We start from the raw sequence: 24,505 nt of genomic DNA on the forward strand, positions 1-24,505 counted from the left end.
ACCTCCTTTCGTTAAATAAACATGAATCTGTCACCCAAAGACACCTTATCTTCCTCTGTGAAAGGAATGTAAAGGTTATCTTCTTCAATGCCGAACACACGACCTACAAAAGCTATCGTATCCTCATCATCCATCTTGCGCCAACCAAAAGAAGCGAAGTTTGCTGTATATTTGGCTTTTGCATCACTTGCCCCTTTTGCTTCGGGAAGGACTGTTCCTGCCTCGATAGCCGCCGTTAAATTTTCCGATGCAGTAATTACATCATATTCCTCATTAGAGGTATCTACACTCTTGACAGTGATGACATTCGTACCATCAGACAAAAGCATTCCGGCTTTGACGAACTGGCAAAACTTATTCTTTTTTATTTTTATTGTCGCACCTGTCGTTTCTGCTTTCTCCAAAACTTTTACACGAAGGCAAACACGAGCCTTTCTCTCAACCTTATCACGGTAGAGTGGCGCAAGTTCAGGCAACCACCCTTGTGCCGGAAGATTGGATTTATCCAAGTCCATACCACCATCTTTCAAGCGATAAATGGTACTTTCATCGCACACTTCATGTTCAATGGGTGGCATATCTTCATTCCATTTAATTTTTCCTGACATAAACTAATTTTTAGCTTGTTCAACAATTTCTTTTGTTCCCTTGTCAATTGTGGCGACTATCGAGTCAATATCATCAGTCGGTTTCGGGTCTCCACTGTCGGGGAGTACACTTTGTAGCCCTGCATTGACAAACGTCTGTTTTGCGTCCTTCATAAATGTATCCAAGTCCGCATCGTTCGGAATGTTCAACATGGGTACAAGTGTTTCGGGAATACCATACTCCTTTGCCTTGGCGGAGACCTGCGCATTACGCTGTGCTTGTGCGCGCTCCTGTTCGTAACCGGCAAGTTTTTCAGAAAGAGTTTTGTTGGAATCAATCAAAGCTTGTGCCCAAGAAGGTACATCGTCTTTCTTTTCTTCTTTCGGTTTAGGTTGAGGATTGGGATTCTCGATTTTCTTTTTCAGTTCGTCCAATTGCTTTTGTAGACCCGATTTTTCGTTTCGTACATAATCAACATCTCCCTGAAAACCCTTAAAAAGCCCTTCGACCCCGTCGATGGCGGTTTCTATCTGACTTTCTTCAGTTACGGTTTTAGATAAGTAGTCGGCCACCCCGTCAAACGCCTTGTCACTAAACCCAAAGGTTTTATACTTCGTTTTCAGTGCTACTAAGATTTTCTCTTTCATACAGTATGAGTTTGATTAATAAATACCTATGGTAAAATTACGAATGTGGAAAATAAAAAAGAAATTTAGGAAAGAATAATACGTGACAATAGCGGGATTGTCATGAATTAAATACAAAGGAAGCGCGAAACCGGATGGAATCGCGCTGAAAGTAAATTATTATTCCTATCACATGATAGGGATATACATATTCTCTCGAAATAACACATTGTCGATACTACGACACGGAACGGTTTTCATTTTGAGGTTTATTCTGTGATATTTTGCTTTGTTTTTCAATCTCCATGCGTTGCTTTTCTTCTTGTTCTTCCTTGATTTGCTGAAGTTCTTCATCCAGTCTGTCCGCATTCCCTGCGAACAGTACACCATGCTTCTGCGACCACACGTTACCACTAACAGCTTTAACGGCTGTGCTAACCCGGTCATCGACATTATCAAGGCGGTAAGGTTCTATTTCCACGTTGATGTCTATCGTTTCGGCTGCTTTTTCAAGACTGGAATTGATGGAACCAAGCGCGGAAACAAGGAAATTGACACGTCTCTGCATGAACTCGCCGATTACCTCTGCCAAGTTCTCCACGTTCAGGTGGGTGGAAAGGAAAACATAATCGAAAGCCACGCCGGATAAGGCATTGCCGCTTCCTTTCAGGTTCTCGAAGGAGATACGTGGCGTGTTCGTCATGGAATATATCTTCTCAATGAGCGAATCCAATTCTAATTTCACCGTATCGCTTGCTTGGTTCCATGTCAAGTATTGGGCATTAGCTCCTTCACCGGTCAATTCCACAACCCTGTTCTTGAACTCACCCGAAAAGTTCTGCACGTCACCAAACAACATCAGGATAGGGAAGAAATGATAGTCTATACAGTCTGCGTAATTTGACATCAGCTTCTCCAACCGCACCCGGAGTGTCTTAATCTTCTCACAATAGGCTTCCGGACGATAGCAATACAGGACAGGCAGCTTCTTGAATCCATGTTTGAATGAAGAAACGGATTTCCAACCGTCTATAAACTCCCATTGGTAAACGGAATCTGCCGTAATAGTCATAAAACAGGTAATCTCCACGTCGTCCAAATCCTTTTTCTTGTACTCGCGAGAGAAAGCCACCAAGTTATTGCTATCATCAAAGAAAGGATATAGCTTGTCACCCCTAAATGGTGACCAAATCACGCTATTCAGACGGTATTCAGGAGCGGACGCGCCGAAAAGGGTGCCAATCTTGCGCTTCAACTTTGCCCAAAAACCATCATCTTTCACCACGTACCAATATTCGGCACACTCCTGTTCGGAAAGCCACGAGCGCACGATTCGCTTGTTCTGATACTTGATTTTGTTCTTTTCCAACACCTTTCTCAGGGCAGAAAACAATCCTTGTTCACTTTCTTCCGGTTCACAGTTCATCTTCGGCTCTGTGCCCACAGTGAAAGCAGTCTGTATATTTACAATGTCCTGCTCAATGGGTAGGGCAATACGGTTAGGCTCTACTTCCTTTGTTTTCTTTGGAATTGTGGTCGTTTTTCCCGACTTTTCATCATAGACCTCCTTCTCCTTTTCGACCGTGATTTTAATCTTCGGGTATTTCTCTTTATCCGTGATTATCTCGTGACGGTTGGGATTCCAATCGTTGTAGAGTTTCACCGCATCGGGAAGCTCTGTTTTGCGGCCTTTCTTCAGATAGGTTATCTTTTGATCTATGTCTTCGATTCTTAAAACTTCTTCTATCGTCCTCATATCTCAATATTTTTAATGTGCGAATATTCCTGAATTATCTCGTGGTTTTAATACGCGCCCCAATATATGTCCTAAAACATAATATCTAATCGGGTCTATACAATGATTCCAAGCGTCTATCGGAACGTTGATATAATGGCCGTCTTTATCCTTATCCCAGACATAATTGCGCAACTCTTCCATAATATGATAGGAGCGTTTTGTAACAAACAACTCATATTCTTTTGTCTTGTCAATACTGGCAACTATAGAACCAGGATATTTATCTACTGGATAGATGTTCACACCTCTGTTTTTCACCTCCTGTATCAAACGGGGGTCGGCACTGTCTCCATATACTTTCAGCCCCCACGGTTTTAGTTTCTGTGCAATTTCATTAGTCAGCATTCCTGTTTCATAGAACAGCTCATCCACATAAAGCCTGTTATCTATAATTCCACATCTAATGCCTGTTGAAGGGTCATTCGTAAATCCCCAATCGGAGGCAAGAGCCACTTTTTTACACCATTGCGGGAACTCATCCACGATGCCCCATTTCTTAAACACCGCGCCTTCCGCCACGTCAGCCCAGCGGCCTATCACCGTGTGGGCGTACTTCTCCGGATTCTCCGCCTTCATCTGCTTCACCTCTTTGATGAATTGAGGGGAGAGGTTGTCGATGTTGTCGAAGTAGGTCGTATGGATGTGGAGCACGTTCGGATGTGTGGAAATCTGTACTAGCACACCGTCAATCTCCACCAGTTTGTGAGTGTTCTCTATAAACCGCTTATATACCCAGTGATTATTATCTGTAGGGTTCATCACAATGATAATCCGGTTCTGTATCCCTTTCTGACGGATGGAAAGCATGATGGTTTCAAACTCTTTCTCTGACACCCACTCCTCCGCTTCATCAACAACGAATGTGGTTATACCGTGAATGGATTTCAGCTTTGCAGTCTGAACGCCCGAAGAAGTTTTGATGCCACGGAACATAACATAGCCACCACTGCGGAGGTTCTTCACATCTGTCTTGGTACTTATAAAGTATTTGGAATGCCCGTCCAAATCCACCTTTTCCATAAACTCAGGAATAACGGAAATATGAGCCGACACCATTGTGTATCGTGTGTATAGAACCTGATGGACGATTCTCTTTTCCGAGGAAGGATGGCGCACTTCAAAAAGTAATCGCTCAATGAATGTAGAAACATTGAACGACTTACCACTACCACGCCCTCCAGTAACAAGGATAATGAACTTGTCTTTGTTGTGGTACAATGGAGCATATATTTTCTGTGGCTTAATTTTCACTTTCGTTTTCCTCCATCCATTTATCTATGTCAATACCGTTTTCCCTCTCAAGACTGCCGTCCTCATCCTGCCGACGTTCAACCTTTCTCCATTCTTCGTCATGGTGATATAACCAAACGGACATCGCCTGAAGGTTCGGAGCCAGTTCGCTTTCACTTACCTGTAATTCTTCTTCACCAGTCAGGTTTCCTTCTTGGTCTTTCAGTTTTCTTACTACGGTACTTTTGGTCTTGATACCACCTAATGCCATTGCAAGAAACTTTGCCCTGACCGCCGCCGTGACGGTTGCCCGCCCGCGCGCTAATACTTCTGCTAATTCGGAGTATTCTCCCTTCTTCTCGCAGAAGGTCTGTGGGCATAATCCCAGCGCAAAAGCAATCTCTTTGTCCGTGAATCCCTTTTTGGCATACGTTTCCACCTGAGAGAGAAACTCCTCACTCTTGTAGTCGAATTTGGGTTTTCTTCCCGTATGTTTACTTTTTTGAGATTCACCATTCATCATTATTCAATTCTTTCTACTTGTTCATCGAATACCTCACCCTTGATAAACTTGGCATACGGGTCATACCCAAACCTTTCACAGAAGGCGGATTTTGCTTCAAATGTATCAAAGGAAAGCATTAGATAAGCATCCATATTCTGTGCTTGCTTTTGTGCTGTATCTTTTACCTGTTGCTTGACTTCCTTCATGTGGGCTACTTTCTCGGCTCTTTCCATCTGTTTGGCGGCTTTCTCGGCTTCCTTCTGTTCTGTTACAGGTGACATCATATCTTCCAGAGCATCAGCAATGGAGTTTTCTTCCTCAGTCTGCAAAAGAAAATCACAACCAATCATATTCAAGTCGGCTTCTGTCAATCCGGCATCCTTATAATCAATATCGGGAACTAAACGAGCCAAAGCGTCATAGTCCCATGAGCCTTGCGCATTAGGGTTGTTCATCAGAATATTTAATTCCTTTTCCTGTTTCTCATCTACGTCAATGACATCTACACGGATTCGGTAGTCATTCTCTGGGTACTTTTGAAGTTCGTCCATCACGCTTAGACGCTGGTGTCCGCTTACTACTGTTAGCCCTGTTCGTTTGTTTACCACAATACCACCGACCAAACCAAATTTCTTGATACCCCGTCTCAGTGTCTTTCGGGATTCATCCGAAAGTTTCCGGGGATTATAATCTGCAAAGTGAATGGCAGAACGATTGAGTTCCACCGATTCATTCTTTATGTATTTGCTTAGTTCCATATTAGCCATTGCTCAATGCAAATCTTCCTGTTCCTACACTTTTATTTTTGTTGCCATCGAATGGGCTGAAACGCCGTGCAGACATAGACCGTTCCCAGGCACTGACAATGTCTTGCCCTCTGTTTCGCATATTAGAAGCCCTATTCTTATTTGCGTTTTGCAACCGCGTCATCTGCTCCAAGAGTTGTTGTTGAGATTTTCTTCTAACTCTGCATTCCTCCTATTTAATTTTGTTTGTTATGATACTCCCAAAGGATTCTTTCAGCCATCGGGAACACTTTATAGATCTTTTGTAAGTCCTGCGGATAATTCTTCTCCATCCAAAGCATACAATCAAGATTAAAACCAACACCTGAACTCGCTTTCAACGAATACCGTACAGGTTCAGGCAATCCGTTCTGTTTCATGTAGGCCAAGATATCTTTCTGTGTCCAGTCAGCCAACGGATAGCACAAACCGTTGTTCTCGTAGCCGTTTGCCTCATAGCCTTTCAGCATCAAACGACGATTCATGCCATCGGCTTTCTTCATGCCCAAGAATGTGTAATAGATACCGTATTTGAGTTGCATAGCCTTTATGACATCAGCCAACTTTAACAGTTTGATTTTTGGATTTGGTACACAATATAACCCACTACGAAGAATATAAGTAAGATTCCAGTGCGGTACTTGCACAAACTCTATCTTCGGATATTTGGCTTTCACCCATCCAATCCAACGGTTGATATGCTCTAAGTCCTTGACAAAGTACATGAACACACATACAATGCGCTCGAACTTCTGGTAAAGCATATCCAACAAGACCAATGAATCCTTGCCAAGAGAACAAAACAATATACAAACATCAGACTTTTGCCGGATGCTGTCTATTGATTTATATGTCCTCTCTTGCAGCGTCATGATTAACCACCTGATAAGCCTAAACCTCTACGGATGTTACCATACTGCTGTCTACGGGTGATATATCTGCCACCCTGCGACAATCTTCTGGTTGTTGGGTCTGTCAATCCTTGACGTCCTCCACGATAACCAGAACTTGCAAAAGTTGTTCTTCTTCTGACTCAGCTTTCAAATTAAATATTAAACATGTTTATCTATCACTTTACCCAAGTCGTAAACAACCTGGGCTGCCAAATAAGCCTCTCCGTTATACTCGTATTCTATCAAGTTGTGATTTTCGTCCTCAAAGAGTTCTATGCGTGCATCTTTAACTTCTACAAGTGCGCTTGCCCGGTCTTTGCTGTAACCCACATAGAATCGGATGGCATCATACTTTCTTGGTATCAAAATACCATCTTCTTCTTTGCAGTAGCCCTCTTCATCCAATTCACAATATTTCTTTTGCGTGTTTGGGCGTATTTCGCGAAACTCTTGCGTTTTCGTGCCTGATAGAATTTCATCAAAATATTTCTGCTTGATGATGAGTGTCAAAATATTCATAATCGTATCTATTAAATAAGTTTGTTGCGGGGGTGGTAATCGAAACCACGACCTTCACCAAGTCAAAGTGACGAGCTGACCTCTGCTCTACCCCGCGATGAAATAATAATTCAAATATACTGCATTTGCACTTTTATGCCACATAAATTCAATTCTTATTTGTGACAATCACTGTGTTGTTGTAAAATCCCTGCATTTGCACGGCCGTTCATCCAAACCCCACCGCCCATTTGACGGTGGGGGCATCATTGCAAGAAACGTTGGCCGAAGCCCCAACTCGCTATTATTGTCTTGTCATTGTGGCCGTTATTTCGAGAACCTAACCAGATTGCATTTCTTGAAACACCTGTATTCTTCTTTTTCAGTGTCCCAATACACTTGCAGGTTTTCATTCGGCTTTCTGCCTGTGCCTTTTGTTTCACCAATCAACCCTTCTTTGAGCGTACCGAACGCTTGGCGTAACGTGCCGTCCGTTTTCTTGAAATAGAACTCTACTATCTTCTTGTGAAGCAACGCACGTAATTTAATATTGCACCATGCGCACTTTAACGCCTCGCTCATTGAATAACCGTTTCTTTTTACCATTTGCCAAGCAAGGTTCATAATCTCGCTTAACTGATTTCTTTTCTGTGTACTCATATCGCTATTGTTTAGTTATTCTTTCGTTTCTTCTAAATTTTGATATTGCAAATTTAGTTATTTCTAAATAACACACCAAGCAAAACAAAGAAAAATTTCGCTAAACCGTAATTTTTAACATTTAAATTACGTCTTATCGAAAATAATATCTACCTTTGCACAAAGCGGATATTTAATCATAACTAAATTATGAGAGTAAAAGAAGTATTAAAACAAAAAGGAATGACTGCAAAAGAACTTGCGGCGAAAATTGGCATCAGTGAGGGGGCATTATCGCAATCAATAAAAGAAGGTGCAAATCCAAATTTGCAAACTCTTACGAAAATCGCCACCGCCCTCAACGTCCCCATCACTGAATTATTCAGCGCAGGAACAAACGAAGAACTTACCGCCCTCATCCAGCACAAAGAAGATTACTACAAAGCCACAACAATAGCGGAACTGGAGAAAATAGTATCTAAAATCAAAGAAAAACAATGATTCCCTTGTTTTGCAACTGTAGATTAGTTACATTTGCGCAAACCATTCAATTATGGGTACGAAAGAGAAATTAATAGAACGATTTAAGAGCCAACCCAAGGATTTTAGTTGGGATGAGCTTGTACGATTGTTCTCCATTTTCGGATACGAGATAAGCAACAAAGGAAAAACAAGCGGGTCACGTGTCATTTTCGCGAAAGGGGGAAGTTCGTACACGGCACATAAACCACACCCTGGAAGCATTGTAAAAGGCTATGTGATGAAACAAGTATTTGAATTTCTGACTAAAAACAAACTGATATGAAGACATTGAATTATAAAGGTTATGTGGGAAGCATCGAGATTAGCGATGAAGATAACTGCCTGTTCGGTAAAGTTCTTGACTTGCCAAAGGATACAGTGATTTCGTATGAGGGAGAAACCGTCTCTGATTTAAAAGAGGATTTTAAAGGGGCGGTAGATGATTATATTGCATATTGCAAAGAAGCTGGAATAACACCCCGCAAAAGTTATTCCGGTTCTTTAAATATACGGATTTCCCCTGAGGTACATAATAAAATCGCCATTCTTGCCCAGCAAGCAGGAATATCAATAAATGCTTTCATAAAAAAGGCTATAGAAAATCAAATTGCAACTATGTTATAACAACTTATTAAGCCCCAAAAATGGAGTTATACACTCCATTAATTGAGGGAAAGAGATAAAGTTGAATCCGAATGTTTAATCAATAAAGTAAAGCTATGATTGAGTTTTTATCTATTATTATAATTGTGTTCGGCATCCTTCAAATCATTTTATTTTTTAAGATGTGGGGAATGACAAATGATGTGAGAAAATTGACAGAGTTTTTCTTGTCTAATAGACATACAACACATAATAATATGCACCAAAAAACAAGGTCGATGAATGAAATAAATGATGAACAGTTCACAAAAATTAAGCCTAAAGATAAGGTTATTCGTATCTCGGATGGAGCAGAAATGACAGTAGACACTATTGAGGGTAGTAAATTATTCTGCAAGGCAAATTCTATTGAGGGGTATAAATGGTATTCAAAAGATGAGGTAAAATTTGATACTTCTTCTAATGGAGTATGGGGGAAGGATGTTACAGAAGAAGAAAAGGATATGGCAAAAGGCTTAATTTCTAAGTTGATGGACAATGAAGTTATACTTTTGGTGAAGGGGAAAATGATTGTATATGATACAGATAGCCTAAGTGAACTTAATGATTACAAAGTTATATATTACAAATAATTTCAGCCCCGTTCTTCCGGTTCGGGGCTTAATTACGAAAAAAGATGAACCAACTTGAATTAATCCAAAGTAAAATATACGATATAAGGGGCCAAAAAGTAATGTTGGATAAAGATTTGGCAGAACTTTACCAAGTTGCGACCGGAAACCTGAACAAAGCTGTCAAGCGGAATATGAAAAGATTTCCACCTGATTTTATGTTCCAACTTACCAATGAGGAATTTTCCATGCTCAAACAAAACTTGATATTCCAAAATGGAACATCAAGTTGGGGAGGTACGAGAAAACTTCCTTATGCTTTTACGGAGCAAGGGCTTGCCATGCTTTCTGGAATCCTGAACAGCGACATAGCCATTGAAGTGAACATCGGGATAATGAGGGCTTTTGTAGCCATCCGTCAAATGGCTGCGCTCCCTAAACCATTCCAAGCGTCAGAACTGGAGCAGCGGATTGAAAATATAGAAAAATACATAGAGGAAGTCTTTGCCGACCAAAACGACATCAACGAGGACACCCGTATGCAATTGGAACTCATAAATCAAACGTTGGCTGAATTGCAAACCCAAAAGAGATTGCAGGAAAAGCCGCGTACCCCGATAGGGTTTATTAAAAACAAATAACAGAAAAAGCCGGAGAACTATACCTCCGGCTTTAAGCATCTTATCCAAACATATATTTAATTAGCTTGAAATTAGCATCATTGACGGGAGCGAAATCCTTTTGTATATACAGGTCGGTTATCCTCATTGACGAATCCACATGACAAAGCATGTCGTTGACAATATATTTGTTTATTCCTACTTTATTAATAGCGATTGTGGCCATGGAATGCCTCGCAGAATAGAATTGGAGATTGTCTATACCCAATTCCCTACCAATTCCTTTAAGTCCTATGTTTATGGAGCGGTTCAAGTCACCCATCGAAGAAAATCTCTCATAGAAGTTAAACACACGTTCCTTACCACGATATTTCTCTATCAAAGGCTTTATTATAGGATGTACCTTGACAACCATTTTTGCATTATCATTTCTCCGGTCTTTTGTCTTGGTACGATAGTAAGTGATATACTCCCCGTCATATTCTGTGGCATTATACAGGTCGGCGGAGTTCATGCCCATCAGGCAAAAAGAAAGCATGAAGCAATCCTTCGCCAAATCCCTTCTATTGTCCATTCCCCTTACTTTGATGCCGGTATAAGGAATATTGAATACATTTCTGATTTCTTCTACGGACAAAGCCCTCTTTTCAGCCACATTTTGCTGTTTGGGTTTATACTTCGACAGGTTTTGTTTTATGCGGATAATGTCATTGTCCTCATCGTTATAATAATTCCTTGCTTCCATAAACAGCCGGAGAATGGCAGATGGGTATAAGGATTGTGCACGTTTCTTGTCTGAAAGATATTCCTCGTACTCTTTCAACTTTTGGACGGTTATCTCACTGCATAGTATAGTTTCTCTTCCAAAAAACATGCAAAGTGAATTTAGGGCTGTAAGGTAATTCCTTATTCCCTTTATTTCGGTATGCGCCGCACACCATTTCCGAGAAAAGGCGATAAAATCTATGCCGCTTTTATCATCTTTTGATTTCAGGTAATCTATGACCGAATCAATGTCCATGGAGTTGATTTCAAGATTCAGTTTGTTAACCTTGTCCCGATAAATCCGAATCAAATCATCGCATTTGTCTATCACTTGTTGGTTTTTGATTTTAAAAGACGCGGTCAGGTCTTTCTTGGTGACATACATCGTTGTGGAGACGTATCGCACCTTACGTTCATGTGTGAATCTTATTAGCACGTTCCAAGTTTTATCGGAACGTTGCTTGTCTTTCTTTATTGTTGCTTTAAATGTAGCCATAACTTTTAGGATAAACAATGGGTAAACAAATTCATGTTACTTGTAAGTCTTAAAGTCTACTTGTAACAATGTTATTCATGACATATTTTCGTCTCCATCTGTGCAATTCCTTTATATACAGCGAAAAAAGAGGAATTTCATTGCTGAAAATCCTCTTTTCTTTGGGTGACTAGTGGGATTCGAACCCACGACATTCAGAACCACAATCTGACGCTCTAACCGACTGAACTATAGTCACCATTTTGGTGTGCTTGTATGAAAAGTATCATGTTCCTTTCCTAAAGCGATGCAAAGGTACGCATTTTATTTGAAACTGCAAATGTTTCGTCGGATTTTTACTAAAACTTTTTTGAGCCACAGCCTTGAAGTCCGCGAAGGCTTATATATAATAAGGTGTACCGTCAAGCAGGCGGTACACCTTATGTCTGTTCAATACCCTGTTAACGATAGAACTCCTTTTTGCCCGCCGACAGTGTATTTTTCATCAGCATGCAGATGGTCATCGGGCCGACTCCGCCGGGTACGGGGGTGATGTAAGCACATTTGGGAGCTACTTCATCGAATTTCACATCGCCATTGAGGCGGAATCCGCTTTTCTTCGTAGCGTCGGGGACGCGTGTCGTGCCCACGTCGATGACCGTGGCTCCCTCTTTCACCATGTCGGCCGTGACGAAATCGGGCTGGCCGATAGCGGCTATGATAATGTCCGCCTCGCGGCATTCTTTCTTCAAGTCGCGGCTCCGGCTGTGGCATACTGTCACCGTGGCATCGCCATACTGCTTTTGCATCATGAGCTGTGCCATAGGTTTGCCTACGATGTTGCTGCGGCCCAGGATGACACATTTCTTGCCGCTCGTCTCGACATGGTAACGCCGGAGCAGTTCCAGGATGCCTTTCGGGGTGGCTGAGATGTAACAAGGAAGCCCGATAGCCATTCTTCCCACGTTGATGGGATGGAAACCGTCCACATCCTTGCGGAAGTCGATGGATTCGATGACTTTCTGTTCGGAGATATGGCGGGGGAGGGGCAGTTGCACGATGAATCCGTCCACGTCCTCGTCTTTGTTGAGCTTGTCCACTTCGGCCAGAAGTTCCTCTTCGCTGATAGTATCCTCGAAGCGGAGCAGGGTCGATTTAAAACCGCAGGCTTCGCAAGCCAAAACCTTGTTGCGCACGTAAGTCTCGCTGCCTCCGTCATGTCCCACGAGGATGGCAGCCAAATGCGGGCGTTTTCCTCCGCTTTCTACGATTTGTTTTACCTCTTCGGCAATTTCCGCCTTGATTTGTGCGGCGGTGGCCTTTCCGTCAATCAATGTCATTTTTAACCTCCTTTTATTGCGTGTTCTTGTTGATATGTTCTTGGATTGTTTTTTCAATTTGCATGCCTCTCAGGTTTCGGGCCAGAATGGTTCCGTCCGGTGCGAGCAGCATGATGTGGGGGATTCCCGTGATGGCGTATTGTTCCAATGGGCTTGTACCCGCATCAAGGATTTGCGGCCACGAGTAATTTTCCTCCACCAAGGCTTTTTTCGTTTTTTCCAGTTCGTCTCTGACGGCTATCCCCACGATGGTCAGAGTGTTCCCGTCCTTGTATTTTTCCCATAACGGTTTTAGAAACTCTTTTGATTCTTTCCGGCATGGCCCGCACCAACTGGCCCAGAAATCGACCAAAACAAAACGGCCTTTTCCTATGTATTGGGAGAGGCGTGTCGGATTGCCGTCCATCGTGATGCCTTCGATGTCGATGAACGGTTTTCCGGGTGACGTGCTTTCCCATTTGGCAAGTTTCTCGTCCACGGCAGTTCGGGTGAATTTCAGGGAAGCGAGGTAAGGGCTGAGCGACGCACGGAGCATCCGTAAGAGTTCCATTTGTCCTGTATGGTAAAAATGGATGTAGGCATCCCGCCAAACGTATTCGCCCACTCCGTTGGTGCCTTCCTGCCCGATCCATTTTTCGTAGAAGTGGAAATATCTCTTGTAAAAGTCTTGGGTGTACTGTGCTTCGGTCGCATCGGGATGTTGCGCCTTATAGTTTTTTCTCCACGAGTCCGTGGCGGATCTAAGCGAATCCATTTCTTGTAAAAACGAAAGGTACTTTTGCGTGAGCTTGCCGCCACTGGAAGGTTTGTGCGCCTGATAGTCGATGACCACGGAGTCTTCGAGGACGAAATTGGCATAGCTTTTCCTGTCGGATGGTTCCAAACGGACGAAGTATGGCGCGTCGGCCACTCCTTTCATGCGGAAACTTTGGTTGTGTACGGTGGCGGAGTCTATGTCCCTGTTGTCATGGTCATATATGCTCAGATATATCTTCCGTCCTTCCATGGACGGGTCCTCGATACGTCCGGAGACGCTGTAGGCGGTTTGCGCTTGCGCCGCATTTCCCCCACCAGAAAGCAGTAAGAGAAATGCGGCGCAATATTTATTCATCCTTTCACTCATGATTGTGCGGATTGTTTTTTATTTCAGTTTAGGCATTTTAGGCATACCCGGAATCTTGGGCATGTTGGCCATCATCTTGCCCATTTTGCTGCCCGTCACCATTTTCATCATTTTGCGCGTCTGGTCGAACTGTTTGATGAGGCGGTTCACTTCCTGTATGTTGGTGCCCGAACCTTTCGCGATGCGTTGGCGGCGGCTGGTGTTCAGGATTTCCGGATTGGTACGTTCACGCGGAGTCATGCTCTGGATGATGGCTTCGATGCTCTTGAAGGCATTGTCGTCGATTTCCACGTCTTTGAGCGCCTTGCCCACGCCGGGAATCATGCTGGCCAAGTCTTTCAGGTTACCCATCTTCTTGATTTGTTGGATTTGCGACATGAAATCGTTGAAGTCGAACTGGTTCTTGGCGATTTTCTTTTGCAGGCGGCGTGCTTCTTCCTCGTCATATTGTTCCTGGGCTTTTTCCACGAGCGACACGATGTCGCCCATGCCCAGGATACGGTCGGCCATACGCGAAGGATGGAACTGGTCGATGGCTTCCATTTTCTCTCCCGTGCCGACGAATTTGATGGGCTTGTTCACTACCGTACGGATAGACAAGGCCGCCCCGCCCCGGGTGTCGCCGTCCAATTTGGTGAGCACCACGCCGTCGAAGTCCAGACGGTCGTTGAATTCCTTGGCTGTGTTCACGGCATCCTGTCCGGTCATGGCATCTACCACGAAGAGCGTCTCGTCGGGGGTGATACCGTGCTTGATGGCGGCGATTTCCTGCATCATCTGTTCGTCCACCGCCAGGCGTCCGGCCGTATCGACGATGACCACGTCGTAACCTTTGGCCTTGGCTTCTTTCACAGCGTTCTGTGCAATCTGCACGGCATCCTTGTTGTCCGGTTCGCTATATACGGGGATGCCGATTTGTTCGCCCAACACTTTCAACTGTTCGATGGCCGCCGGACGATAGATGTCGCAAGCCGCCAATAAAGGATTCTTACGTTTCTTGCTTTTCAGCATCAGAGCCAGTTTTCCGGACAAGGTCGTTTTGCCGGCACCGTTCAGACCCGCCATCAGGATGACGGACGGATGGCCTTGCAGGTTCAGTTCAGCCGTTTCGCCTCCCATCAGGGTTGCCAGTTCGTCGTGTACGATTTTTACCATCAACTGGCTTGGCTTCACGGCTGTCAGCACGTTCTGCCCCAATGCCTTTTGCTTTACCGTGTCGGTAAAAGTCTTGGCCACCTTGTAGTTCACGTCGGCATCGAGCAATGCGCGGCGCACGTCTTTCAAGGTTTCAGCCACGTTGATTTCGGTGATTTTGCCTTCACCTTTCAGGATTTTAAAAGACCGTTCTAGTCTTTCACTCAAATTGTCGAACATATATCGTTTGTTTTTTTATGATGATTCTTAAAGCGGCAAAGATACGAAAAAACTTCCGTCAAAAGAGGGATGACAGCGGATAAAATCTGCTCCATAAGCCTTTTCCTTTTGGAGTTTGCGGCAGAAGGCGGGTATGCGCCTGTGTCCTCACTCCGTAGTTGCCGTTGCGGCGCTTTCCAATGCCGCTTCATAGTCCGGTTCCTGTGAAATCTCTTTGACCAGTTGGGTGTGCCGTACGATTCCTTTTTCGTCCACCACGATCACCGCCCGGGCCAACAAGCCTTTCATGGGGCCGTCTGCAATCTGCAAACCGTAGTTTTTGGTAAAATCCTGGCTTCGGAAGGCCGAAAGCGGTATGACGCGGGTAAGTCCTTCGGTGGTGCAGAACCGTGATTGTGCGAAAGGCAAATCCATGGATATGCAGAGCACGACCGTGTTTTCCAGTCCCGATGCCTTTTCGTTGAATTCACGTACGGAAACGGCACAAGTGGGGGTGTCTAAACTGGGGAATACGTTCAGAATGACTTTCTTACCTTTGAAGTCGGAGAGTTTTACGTCTTGCAGGTCAGACTGTGTCAGGTGGAAGTCCGGTGCCTTGCGTCCCGTTTCTACCATTTTTCCTGTCGTATGTAGGGTGTTTCTTTTATAGATGATTGATTCTCCCTTGTTTTTCGTCTGTCCCGTTTGTACGGCCGAGGTTTTGGTGATGCCATTGGGGGATTGGGCAAAAGCAGTCACGGTGGCTCCCAATGCCAACCATAAAAATAGCGTTTTTTTCATATCCGTCATTTTTAAGTAGGTTTAATTCTCATCGAAGCAAGTATGTCGAAAGGCCACAACAAATATAAGTATAAAAAACGGAATAGGAAAGGGGGAGCGAAAATGGTAGAAAAAAGTTTGCTTATATATGTTTATTTTGTTGATATACAAATATTCTGTGTGAATTATAGGAGAGCGTTGGAGGTATTCCGGTAGAATGGAAAATCAAAGGAAGCTTTTTGTGTGGGCGTTAAACGGAGGTGCGTTGTCGTGAAATGGAATCCTTGATCTGTATTTGTTGTATTTGTAACGATTGGGAATAGAATAAAACAAGGGATTTCTTTGTGAATATAAGTTTTAATCGTTAATTTTGCGCCCGATTTTTAGAAATATTCATAGGTATGAAGAAAAAAACTCTTGTGGCTTCCTTTGGCTTGATGGTTTCAAGTTTAACTTTTGCCGGAGGGCTACTTACGAACACGAATCAGAATGTGACGTTCTTGCGCAATCCCGCGCGAGACGGTGCCATTGGCATTGACGGGGTGTATAGTAATCCGGCGGGTGTAGCTTTCTTGCCGGATGGGTTACACCTGTCCTTGAACTTCCAAAGTGCCTACCAAACGCGTGAGGTTACTTCTGTGTTTGGGCCTTTTGCATACGGTGCAGGCAATCGTGGAGAATCTTCCAAACTGTTCAAAGGAGATGCCAAAGCTCCGGTTGTTCCTTCTTTGCAGGCGGCTTACAATCGTGGCCGTTGGTCGTATTCTTTCAATTTCGCCATTGGCGGTGGAGGTGGAAAGTGCGCCTTCGAGGACGGTTTAGGCTCTTTTGAGAGTCAGGCAGCGTTGCTGCCTTTATTGGGGAAAGATATGGGCATCAACAGCTATTCCATGGACAGCTACATGCGCGGACGCCAATATTATTATGGGTTTCAAATCGGTGCGGCCTATAAGGTGACGGACAACCTGTCGGCTTTCGTGGGTGGACGTTTGGTGTATGCCACGACGAACTACTACGGTTATGTGAAGAACATATCGGTGAATAATCCGGCCGATGGTGGAATGGTGAGTGCTCCGGTTTTGTTTTCAAGCCAAATGGCTTCTTATTTAGAAAAAGCCGGCCAACTGACGGCGGCTGCCGAACAGGCTGCCGCTGCCGGAAATCAGGATTTGGCGCAACAGTATGCCGAATTGGCCCAAAAGGCCGGTGCGGCTGCCAAACAAATGGGTACTTTGGCGGTAGCTACAGAAGACGTGACGCTTAACTGCGACCAGACGGGGTGGGGCTTTACGCCCATTATCGGCTTGGACTATAAAATAGGCAAGTTCAACTTTGGCGCCAAGTATGAGTTTAAGACGAAAATTCGTTTGGACAACCGTGCGGCCAACAGTGAGTCGGCTGAACGCTTGGCCATGTTGGACAAGTTCCGCGACGGGCGGACTGTGAAGGAAGACATTCCGGCACTGTTGACCCTTGGTGCGCAATACGAAATCCTGCCATCGTTGCGTGTGATGGCAGGTTACCATCATTATTTCGACAAACAGGCTTCGCAGGAAGGCGACTCCCAAAAACTTCTTGAAAGCGGTTCAAGGGAAATCCTGGCCGGGGTGGAATACGACATTTGCGACAGGTTGCAGTTCAGTGCCGGATGGCAGAACACGCATTACGGACTGACGGATGCTTATATGAAGGACATGAGTTTTAATGTCAGCTCCAACTCTATGGGGGTGGGCTTCGGCATACAAGCCACAAAGCATATCAAAGTGAACGTGGCTTATTTCCAAACTTTCTATAAGGACTACAACCGTACGACGAACGACTATAATGGCATTAGCAATACGGTGGCCATGGCGGCCGGACAGCCTGTGGCCGACGCTTTGGTGGCGACAGGGGCGTTGAAGGGTAGTGACTCTTTCACCCGTACCAACAAAGTATTTGGTCTGGGTATAGACTTTAGTTTTTAAGGTTTGGGCAAGAGCATAATTTAGCGGGATAATAAAGCGAAAGATGGCGTTTCCGGAATATCCGGAGATGCCATCTTCCGTGAATGGGAACGTAGGAACGTTCTGTTTGCGGGTTATTGGTAAATCTCTTCCAGTTTTTTCTGGAGTTCTTCTCCGCGCAGGTCCGTGGCCACGATTTTGCCGTCTGGGCCGAAAAGTATGGTGGCCGGGATGCCTCGTATACCGTATAGTTTGCCTGCCTCGCAGTTCCAAGCTTTTAAGTCGGACATTTGTGGCCAAGTGATGCCCAAATCTTTCGTGCCTTTTTCCCATGCGCCTTTTTGTGCATCGAACGAGATGCCTACGATTTCAAATCCTTTCGGGTGGAATTGTTCGTAGGCTTTCTTTACGTTCGGCATTTCCGCACGGCATGGGCCGCACCAACTGGCCCAAAAATCTACCAAGACATAGTTCCCTTTACCTACGTAGTCGGACAGCTTGTGGGGCGTGCCTTCCATGTCATCCATGGTAAAATCCGTGAACATGCTACCGATGGCTTTACGTTTCAGGGCTGCCATGTATTGGTTTACTTCATTGAGGCATCCGTTGTCTTTGTAGGCGTACGTTTCCAGATAATTTCCTACGTATTGGTCTTCAAGCCGGTCTCCGTAGACAGAGATGAGGAGGGCCGGAATCAAATTGTCTTTGTTTTCCTCCAAGGCTTGCCGGATGCTTTCGGCTTGCCCTTGTACGGCTTCATCAAAAGCTTGTTGCAGCCGGTCGGCGTCAGCGTCCGGCAGGTTGCCATTGTGGCTTTGTGCGATATCCCGTGCTTCTATTTGCAGTTTTTTCATTTGGTTGTCATACGTTCTGGCCTTTTCCTTTATTTCGGAGTATTTACGGTTCAATGGGGAGCCGTTGATGTCCGTTGAGCCGGAAGTTTGTACAATGGTGGCCGGCGTATCGTCCAATATCAGTAAAGTTACCGGCTTCTTGGCTTGTTGGTCTATGCTGATGGCTGCAATTTGGGGGAGGTTGGTTTTCCCGTCGAATGAGGCTTTGCCGTCTTGGCAGGTTGCGCTATCCAGGACGGTGCCATCCTCTTTCGAGCACAGGTACACGTTGGTGATGTCAGTCTGGTCTGTGGTGAATGTTACTTTATAATTCGTTTGTGCAAAGGCCATTCCGCAGTATGTGGCCAGAAATAGGCTTAAAATTTGTTCTTTCATTTTTTCCGTAAAAAATTATAAATAATAGGTAAAGGTACGAATTCTTTTTTCTTTTTCCACCTGATAAACTTTTTTTATAGGTTCTTTTTGTTCTCTCCCGTCTTTATCGTATCTTTGTTCCCGCGTTCCGGATAGAATACGCGATGAGTGCTTGGTAACCTCTTAAAAAACAAGATTATATGAAAGAAAAAACAGTCAGTGTATCCTTCATGCTGATGGGGATACTGTTTTGTGTGTGTCTCATTTCGGCCAATCTTTTGGCCACGAAGCAAATCATGTTCGGTCCGTTTAATATTACGGCCGGGATTTTGGTCTTTCCCATTTCTTATATCGTGAACGACTGCATCGTCGAGGTTTGGGGGTTCAACAAGGCCAAATTCTTGATATGGACTGGGTTCCTGATGAACTTCCTGTTTGTCTTCTTCGGTTATGTGGCCGACCTCATTCCCGGTGCGCCGTATTGGAACAACGAGGAAGGCTTTCACAACCTGTTCGGTCTGGCTCCCCGTGTGGCGGCCGCTTCGTTTCTGGCTTTCCTTTCCGGCTCCTTCCTTAATGCGTACGTCATGAGCGTGATGAAGGTGGCTTCCGGGGGGCGTCGCTTTTCGCTGCGCGCCGTCCTGTCCTCTGTGGCGGGAGAAACGGCCGATTCGCTGATTTTTTTCCCGATAGCTTTGGGCGGTCTTGTGCCTTGGGATAATCTGTTGCTCATGATGTTCTGGCAGATTTTGCTGAAGACGCTTTATGAGGTCATCATACTTCCCGTCACGATTCGCGTGGTGCGTTGGGTGAAACGTGTGGAAGGCGTGGATGTGTACGACAAGAACATTTCTTATAATATATTAAAGGTGTCTCAATTATGACCATGAATAAGGAAACCGCCTTGGTGGTGTTCAGTGGCGGCCAGGATTCCACCACCTGTTTGTTTTGGGCCAAAAAACATTTCAAGAAAGTCGTGGCCTTGAGTTTTGTGTACGGGCAGAAGCATGTGAAGGAAGTGGAGTTGGCTAAGGCCATAGCTTCACGGGCCGGTGTGGACTGGGACTGTATGGATGTTTCTTTCGTCGGTTCATTGGGGAGGAACTCGTTGACTGATTCCACCATGCAGATGGATGAGGAAAAGCCGGAAGGAAGCTGTCCGAACACGTTTGTTCCCGGGCGAAATTTGTTCTTCATCAGCATTGCTGCCGTGTATGCCCGTGAACGGGGCGTCAACCATATTGTGACCGGTGTGTCGCAGACGGACTTCAGCGGTTATCCCGATTGTCGGGACGCGTTTATTAAAAGTCTGAATGTGACCTTGAATCTGGCCATGGACGAGCAATTCGTCTTGCATACGCCGTTGATGTGGATCGACAAATGCCAGACCTGGGCTTTGGCCGACGAACTGGGCGTGCTCGACTTGGTGCGCCACGACACGTTGACCTGCTACAACGGTGTGCAGGGCGACGGTTGCGGCCATTGTCCGGCCTGTAAGTTGCGTAATGAAGGCCTGCATAAATATTTGGCAGAGAAAGAATGTAAGTTGCATGTAGAGGAAAATATAGAACCATGAGTAGCGAAAGAGAAAAAGAAGGATTGCAATCGTTGGGCAAAAAGACGGAGTATCGTCAAGATTATGCTCCTGAGGTATTGGAAGCTTTTGAAAACAAGCATCCCGGCAATGATTATTGGGTACGTTTCAACTGCCCGGAGTTCACGAGTCTGTGCCCCATTACGGGACAGCCTGATTTTGCCGAAATCCGTATCAGTTATATTCCCGACCGCCGTATGGTGGAAAGCAAGAGTCTGAAACTATATTTGTTCAGCTTTCGCAACCATGGCGATTTTCATGAAGATTGCGTGAACAAGATCATGAAGGATCTCATTCGTCTGATGGATCCGAAATACATCGAAGTCACCGGCATCTTTACTCCGCGCGGGGGCATTTCCATCTATCCGTATGCCAACTACGGCCGCAAGGGTACGAAGTTCGAGCAGATGGCAGAGTTCCGCATGATGAATCATGATTTGAAATAAGGGAAAAATGAAGAAACGTTCGGATGAGAGGTTACGCCAATTCCAATCCGAATGTTTCTTTTAGTTTTTGCAACGCCGGATTCCGTTTGCTCATTGCCTGGTATTGTTGGGGTTTGCTAGTGATGCGAGTAACCTCTGTCGGCTCGGCAATACGTACGGTCATGGTGATGTTCCGGTTATGGAGTTGCTTGCGCATGTGGGTTTCTATACGCCGGGCGATTTGTTCCATGTAGAATTTCACCTGTTCGTTGTCCACCAATACTTCAAACGTGGCATCCTTCAATAGCTTGGGTTGGATGACTTTCATGCGTTGTGCGATGGCTGTTTCTTCTTGTGGCAGAAGGTTGATGAACTCATTCCAACAGAAACGTATGTTGTCTCCTGTGACAGGATAATTTTCTTCTTCTTTCAGTGCCTGTGATGCTGCAGGCGTTGTAACCTGATTTGCTGTTGGTTGGGAAGTGTCGGCGGGATTTCCTATTTCTTGTTTAAGCCGGCTGATGGATGGGCCGAAAGAGCCGAGTTTGACTTTGGGAGGCCTGCGTTCCGTGGTTTCGGTGTCCGGAAGCGGAGATTTGCGCGTTTCATACGATTCCGTTCTGTCCTGAACGGCAGAGGCAACCTTTTCCACGGGAGCCTGGGGCTTCTGCGGATTGACCGGAGTGGTAGTCGGTTGTACCGTTCCGGCAGGTTGGGCGAATAGGGGGGGTAATGACTTCTCAGGGCTACGCCCCGAGCCGGCGCTGTCATCTTCCAAGGTCAGTTGCGACAGTTGTATCAAGGTGATTTCCACTAACAACCGTTTGTTTTTGCTAGCCCGGTAGTTCAAGTCGCAGTCGCTGCACAACTTGATGGCACGGTAGAGGAATTTGGGCGTGCACCGTTGCGACTGTTCCTGATAATGTGCCCTGATGCTGTCGCTCACTTCCAACAAGGGGAGTGTCACAGCATCGTGGCTGACCAATAGGTCGCGCAGGTGGGATGCCAATCCTGTAATGAAATGGCTGCCTTCAAAACCTTTCTCTAAAATCTCGTTGAAGACCAACATGCACTGCGCTGCCTCGTTTTTCAGGAAATGGTCCGTCAGGCGGAAGTAGTATTCATAGTCCAATACGTTCAGGTTTTCTATTACCTTTTTATACGTCAGGTTTCCTCCCGTGAAGCTTACCGTCTGGTCGAAGATAGAAAGTGCGTCACGCATGCCGCCGTCTGCCTTTTGGGCAATGATGTTCAGTGCCTCCGGCTCGTATGCATATCCCTCTTTGTCTGCCACGAACTTCAGGTGGTTGACAATGGCCTGCACGCTCATGCGGTTGAAGTCGTACACTTGGCAACGGCTCAATATGGTGGGCAGGATTTTATGCTTTTCCGTAGTGGCCAGGATAAAGATAACATACGAAGGAGGCTCTTCCAACGTCTTGAGAAAAGCATTGAATGCGGCCGTGGACAGCATGTGCACCTCGTCGATGATGAACACCTTATAGTGTCCCACCTGCGGCGGGATACGCACTTTTTCTATTAAGGCACGTATTTCCTCCACCGAGTTGTTTGAGGCCGCGTCCAGTTCGTGGATGTTGAGTGAACGCTGTTCGTTGAAAGCCTTGCATGATTCGCATTCATCGCAAGCCTCCCCGTTGCCGGACGGGTGCAGGCAGTTGATGGTTTTGGCAAAGATGCGGGCACAAGTCGTTTTTCCCACTCCGCGTGGTCCGCAGAACAGGTAAGCATGTGCCAGTTTACCGGCTGCAATGGCGTTTTTCAGAGTCGTGGTGAGCGCCTCCTGTCCCACCACGGCATCGAATGCCGAGGGGCGGTATTTTCGTGCCGATACGATGTATTCTCCCATGATGGATTGATGAATTAGTTATTCGCAAAGCAAATTTAGCAAAAAAAACGGGCGTAACCTCCGTTTTCGTTGATTTTGTCGTATCTTTGCCCCTATAAACAAGTCAAGTTATGGGTAAGCTTCATACTTTTTGGAATATCTTTCGCCGGCACAAATATGGTTTTGTCATCGGGCTTTTCGTCTTGTTGATGGGAGTGGTAGACGAAAACAGTTTGTGGAGCCGCTATCGTCATAAGGCTGAGTTGGCTGAATTGCGCTCTGAAATCCGGAAGTACACGGAGATGTACGAGCATGACACGCGTTATTTGGAGGAAATGAACACCGACCCTGACGTGTTAATCGAGATTGCACGTGAGCGGTATTACATGAAAACGGACGACGAAGATATTTTTGTCATACAAGAAAAGACTACGAATGAAGAAGCTGAATAAGATTCAAAACATAGTATTCATAGCCGGGGCTGTGCTGTTGTTGATTGGTGCGGCTACTTTTTTTACCGGGTGGCTTTATGCTTTTTATTTTTACGCAGTAGGGGCTTGCGCTTTTGCGGCCATGCAGTTGTGTGCCGGGTACGAAGGGGATAATCTCGTTATCCGCCGGTTGCGGGGGCAACAAGTCATCGGTGCGCTTTTGCTGGTTTGTACAGCCTTTTTTATGGCTATGCGTATTTTTGATTTCGGTTTTGCCCGCAGACAGGAATGGGTGGTATGCCTGGCAGTCGCTTGCGTGTTGGAATTGTATACCGCTTTTCGTATTCCGGCCGAATTGGAGAAGGAAGAGCCACGAAACAACAACAATAAATTTAAAAACGGGAAAGACAAGCTTAAATAGTGATAAAACGCTTTATCCTCTGGTGACAAGCCCTTATCTTTGTACCCCTATAAGTCCGGAATAATATAAGAAGAATGAAAAATTTTTTATGGATATTGGTGAGCCTTATGGTGTTGTCTTCTTGCCACCAGACAGAATACATGGTGGAAGGAAACTCTACGATACAGACCATGGATGGGAAAAAGCTGTATTTGAAAGCCTATAAGGATAATGATTTGGTGGACATTGACTCTAGCGACGTGGTGCATGGGAAGTTTAATTTTATCGGTGCATTGGATTCTGTCATGATGGTCAGCCTTTTTATAGATGATGAATGCCTGATGCCGTTTGTCCTTGGACCGGAAGAACTGTCCATACACATCAGTACGGCACGCCAATACGTGACAGGAAGTGCCCTGAACGATACCTTATATAGTTTTATACGTCGCAAGACGCGGTTGGACAATCAGATTGCAGAATTGCCGCATAAGGAAAGCCAAATGATTATGGATGGGGTGGATGAGGATGTCATTATGGTGCGTTTGAATGACGAGGCCAACCGTTTGGCATTGCAGAACGACCGTTTGATTACCAATTTCATTACGTCCAATTTCGATAATGTCTTAGGAGCAGGCGTTTTTATGATTCTGACAAGCAGTTATCCTTATCCGGTGATGACTCCTCAAATAGAAGAGATCATGGCCAAAGCTACTCCTTATTTTAAGAACGATGTGTATGTGAAGAACTATATCAAGGCTGCGAAAGAGAATATGGAGCAAATGGGGTATGGTTATGACGATGTCTTGCCGGAAGACTCTTTGGCTGTGTTACCGGATTTTTCGGGTACTGATTCTTTAAAATAAATCTTTTGTCCGGATAGGATTACGGCTCGCCTGTTAGGGCG

General features: G+C 45.1%; 28 protein-coding genes and 2 tRNA genes. 12 read left to right on the plus strand and 18 right to left on the minus strand.

Annotation, left to right across the window (positions count from 1 at the left end; genetic code table 11):
- Window positions 1-11 precede the first annotated feature (11 nt).
- The 10 genes from E0E47_RS00155 to E0E47_RS00200 form a co-directional block, all read right to left on the minus strand.
- Window positions 12-608 (minus strand): head fiber protein, encoded by a 597-nt coding sequence (locus E0E47_RS00155; RefSeq protein WP_130892511.1) that lies wholly within the window; start codon window positions 606-608, stop codon window positions 12-14.
- Window positions 609-611: 3 nt separating this feature from the next.
- Entirely contained in the window at window positions 612-1,235 is a 624-nt protein-coding gene (locus tag E0E47_RS00160; protein ID WP_130892512.1) for a hypothetical protein, read from the minus strand.
- Between the two features lie 217 nt (window positions 1,236-1,452).
- Window positions 1,453-2,970 (minus strand): phage portal protein, encoded by a 1,518-nt coding sequence (locus E0E47_RS00165; protein ID WP_130892513.1) that lies wholly within the window; start codon window positions 2,968-2,970, stop codon window positions 1,453-1,455.
- 12 nt (window positions 2,971-2,982) lie between these two features.
- A complete protein-coding gene (locus E0E47_RS00170) occupies window positions 2,983-4,263 on the minus strand; it encodes a PBSX family phage terminase large subunit (RefSeq protein ID WP_232038270.1) in 1,281 nt (426 codons plus the stop codon).
- Window positions 4,253-4,765 carry a hypothetical protein gene (locus E0E47_RS00175; RefSeq protein WP_130892514.1) on the minus strand — a complete coding sequence of 171 codons (513 nt, stop codon included), beginning with the start codon at window positions 4,763-4,765 and terminating at the stop codon, window positions 4,253-4,255. Before E0E47_RS00175 ends, E0E47_RS00170 begins: the two co-directional genes overlap by 11 nt.
- On the minus strand, window positions 4,765-5,505 hold the full coding sequence (locus tag E0E47_RS00180; RefSeq protein ID WP_130892515.1) for a ParB N-terminal domain-containing protein: 741 nt from the start codon (window positions 5,503-5,505) through the stop codon (window positions 4,765-4,767). The genes E0E47_RS00175 and E0E47_RS00180 overlap by 1 nt, the downstream gene beginning before the upstream one ends.
- A 224-nt stretch (window positions 5,506-5,729) precedes the next feature.
- Window positions 5,730-6,404 (minus strand): phosphoadenosine phosphosulfate reductase domain-containing protein, encoded by a 675-nt coding sequence (locus E0E47_RS00185; protein ID WP_130892516.1) that lies wholly within the window; start codon window positions 6,402-6,404, stop codon window positions 5,730-5,732.
- Between the two features lie 180 nt (window positions 6,405-6,584).
- On the minus strand, window positions 6,585-6,944 hold the full coding sequence (locus E0E47_RS00190; RefSeq protein WP_130892517.1) for an ASCH domain-containing protein: 360 nt from the start codon (window positions 6,942-6,944) through the stop codon (window positions 6,585-6,587).
- A gap of 24 nt (window positions 6,945-6,968) precedes the next feature.
- Window positions 6,969-7,041, minus strand: a tRNA-Val gene (locus tag E0E47_RS00195).
- 209 nt (window positions 7,042-7,250) lie between these two features.
- Window positions 7,251-7,583, minus strand: coding sequence for an SH3 beta-barrel fold-containing protein (locus E0E47_RS00200; protein WP_130892518.1), 333 nt, complete (start codon window positions 7,581-7,583; stop codon window positions 7,251-7,253).
- Between the two features lie 189 nt (window positions 7,584-7,772).
- Between E0E47_RS00200 and E0E47_RS00205 the strand changes: the two genes are divergently transcribed.
- From E0E47_RS00205 to E0E47_RS00225, 5 genes are all read left to right on the plus strand, one after another.
- The gene (locus E0E47_RS00205) at window positions 7,773-8,063 is read left to right on the plus strand and encodes a helix-turn-helix domain-containing protein (RefSeq protein ID WP_130892519.1); all 291 of its coding nucleotides are present in this window, start codon (window positions 7,773-7,775) and stop codon (window positions 8,061-8,063) included.
- A 52-nt stretch (window positions 8,064-8,115) separates the two neighbouring features.
- Window positions 8,116-8,367 carry a type II toxin-antitoxin system HicA family toxin gene (locus E0E47_RS00210; protein ID WP_130892520.1) on the plus strand — a complete coding sequence of 84 codons (252 nt, stop codon included), beginning with the start codon at window positions 8,116-8,118 and terminating at the stop codon, window positions 8,365-8,367.
- Window positions 8,364-8,708: a type II toxin-antitoxin system HicB family antitoxin gene (locus tag E0E47_RS00215; protein ID WP_130892521.1), complete on the plus strand. Its 345-nt coding sequence runs from the start codon at window positions 8,364-8,366 to the stop codon at window positions 8,706-8,708. Before E0E47_RS00210 ends, E0E47_RS00215 begins: the two co-directional genes overlap by 4 nt.
- Before the next feature lie 95 nt (window positions 8,709-8,803).
- Window positions 8,804-9,319 carry a hypothetical protein gene (locus E0E47_RS00220; RefSeq protein ID WP_130892522.1) on the plus strand — a complete coding sequence of 172 codons (516 nt, stop codon included), beginning with the start codon at window positions 8,804-8,806 and terminating at the stop codon, window positions 9,317-9,319.
- 44 nt (window positions 9,320-9,363) lie between these two features.
- Complete coding sequence (locus E0E47_RS00225; protein WP_130892523.1) at window positions 9,364-9,939, plus strand: ORF6N domain-containing protein; 576 nt, start codon at window positions 9,364-9,366, stop codon at window positions 9,937-9,939.
- 40 nt (window positions 9,940-9,979) lie between these two features.
- On the opposite strand, the gene E0E47_RS00230 is transcribed toward E0E47_RS00225, so the two are convergent.
- The 6 genes from E0E47_RS00230 to tpx all read right to left on the minus strand — a co-directional run bounded on the left by E0E47_RS00230 (window position 9,980) and on the right by tpx (window position 15,784).
- Window positions 9,980-11,179, minus strand: a complete 1,200-nt coding sequence (locus E0E47_RS00230; protein WP_130892524.1) for a phage integrase SAM-like domain-containing protein — start codon at window positions 11,177-11,179, stop codon at window positions 9,980-9,982.
- A gap of 164 nt (window positions 11,180-11,343) precedes the next feature.
- Window positions 11,344-11,417: transfer RNA gene (locus E0E47_RS00235), tRNA-His, on the minus strand.
- Window positions 11,418-11,619: 202 nt separating this feature from the next.
- Window positions 11,620-12,498: a bifunctional methylenetetrahydrofolate dehydrogenase/methenyltetrahydrofolate cyclohydrolase FolD gene (gene folD, locus E0E47_RS00240; RefSeq protein ID WP_130892525.1), complete on the minus strand. Its 879-nt coding sequence runs from the start codon at window positions 12,496-12,498 to the stop codon at window positions 11,620-11,622.
- A 13-nt stretch (window positions 12,499-12,511) separates the two neighbouring features.
- A complete protein-coding gene (locus E0E47_RS00245) occupies window positions 12,512-13,621 on the minus strand; it encodes a TlpA disulfide reductase family protein (RefSeq protein ID WP_130892526.1) in 1,110 nt (369 codons plus the stop codon).
- Window positions 13,622-13,639: 18 nt separating this feature from the next.
- Window positions 13,640-14,995 carry a signal recognition particle protein gene (gene ffh / locus E0E47_RS00250; RefSeq protein ID WP_130892527.1) on the minus strand — a complete coding sequence of 452 codons (1,356 nt, stop codon included), beginning with the start codon at window positions 14,993-14,995 and terminating at the stop codon, window positions 13,640-13,642.
- A gap of 147 nt (window positions 14,996-15,142) precedes the next feature.
- On the minus strand, window positions 15,143-15,784 hold the full coding sequence (tpx, locus tag E0E47_RS00255; RefSeq protein WP_008626070.1) for a thiol peroxidase: 642 nt from the start codon (window positions 15,782-15,784) through the stop codon (window positions 15,143-15,145).
- A 371-nt stretch (window positions 15,785-16,155) separates the two neighbouring features.
- Between tpx and E0E47_RS00260 the strand changes: the two genes are divergently transcribed.
- On the plus strand, window positions 16,156-17,718 hold the full coding sequence (locus E0E47_RS00260; RefSeq protein WP_130892528.1) for a transporter: 1,563 nt from the start codon (window positions 16,156-16,158) through the stop codon (window positions 17,716-17,718).
- Between the two features lie 113 nt (window positions 17,719-17,831).
- Here E0E47_RS00260 and E0E47_RS00265 read toward each other — a convergent pair whose 3' ends face one another.
- Window positions 17,832-18,926 (minus strand): TlpA disulfide reductase family protein, encoded by a 1,095-nt coding sequence (locus E0E47_RS00265; protein ID WP_130892529.1) that lies wholly within the window; start codon window positions 18,924-18,926, stop codon window positions 17,832-17,834.
- A gap of 179 nt (window positions 18,927-19,105) precedes the next feature.
- On the opposite strand from E0E47_RS00265, the gene E0E47_RS00270 reads away from it, so the two are divergent.
- The 3 genes from E0E47_RS00270 to queF are packed head-to-tail and all read left to right on the plus strand — an operon-like array spanning window position 19,106 to window position 20,945.
- Complete coding sequence (locus tag E0E47_RS00270) at window positions 19,106-19,789, plus strand: queuosine precursor transporter (protein ID WP_008626066.1); 684 nt, start codon at window positions 19,106-19,108, stop codon at window positions 19,787-19,789.
- Between the two features lie 2 nt (window positions 19,790-19,791).
- On the plus strand, window positions 19,792-20,481 hold the full coding sequence (queC, locus tag E0E47_RS00275; protein WP_172604737.1) for a 7-cyano-7-deazaguanine synthase QueC: 690 nt from the start codon (window positions 19,792-19,794) through the stop codon (window positions 20,479-20,481).
- On the plus strand, window positions 20,478-20,945 hold the full coding sequence (gene queF, locus E0E47_RS00280) for a preQ(1) synthase (protein WP_008626052.1): 468 nt from the start codon (window positions 20,478-20,480) through the stop codon (window positions 20,943-20,945). Before queC ends, queF begins: the two co-directional genes overlap by 4 nt.
- Before the next feature lie 31 nt (window positions 20,946-20,976).
- On the opposite strand, the gene E0E47_RS00285 is transcribed toward queF, so the two are convergent.
- Complete coding sequence (locus E0E47_RS00285; RefSeq protein WP_130892530.1) at window positions 20,977-22,791, minus strand: DNA polymerase III subunit gamma/tau; 1,815 nt, start codon at window positions 22,789-22,791, stop codon at window positions 20,977-20,979.
- A 110-nt stretch (window positions 22,792-22,901) separates the two neighbouring features.
- On the opposite strand from E0E47_RS00285, the gene E0E47_RS00290 reads away from it, so the two are divergent.
- From E0E47_RS00290 to E0E47_RS00300, 3 genes are all read left to right on the plus strand, one after another.
- Window positions 22,902-23,222 carry an FtsB family cell division protein gene (locus E0E47_RS00290; RefSeq protein WP_008626049.1) on the plus strand — a complete coding sequence of 107 codons (321 nt, stop codon included), beginning with the start codon at window positions 22,902-22,904 and terminating at the stop codon, window positions 23,220-23,222.
- Window positions 23,206-23,622, plus strand: coding sequence for a hypothetical protein (locus tag E0E47_RS00295; RefSeq protein ID WP_130892531.1), 417 nt, complete (start codon window positions 23,206-23,208; stop codon window positions 23,620-23,622). Before E0E47_RS00290 ends, E0E47_RS00295 begins: the two co-directional genes overlap by 17 nt.
- A gap of 74 nt (window positions 23,623-23,696) precedes the next feature.
- Complete coding sequence (locus tag E0E47_RS00300) at window positions 23,697-24,464, plus strand: DUF4369 domain-containing protein (protein WP_008626046.1); 768 nt, start codon at window positions 23,697-23,699, stop codon at window positions 24,462-24,464.
- Window positions 24,465-24,505 lie beyond the last annotated feature (41 nt).

The sequence above is a fragment of the Paraprevotella xylaniphila YIT 11841 genome (genome assembly GCF_900683745.1).
In the GTDB taxonomy this organism is placed as follows: domain Bacteria; phylum Bacteroidota; class Bacteroidia; order Bacteroidales; family Bacteroidaceae; genus Paraprevotella; species Paraprevotella xylaniphila.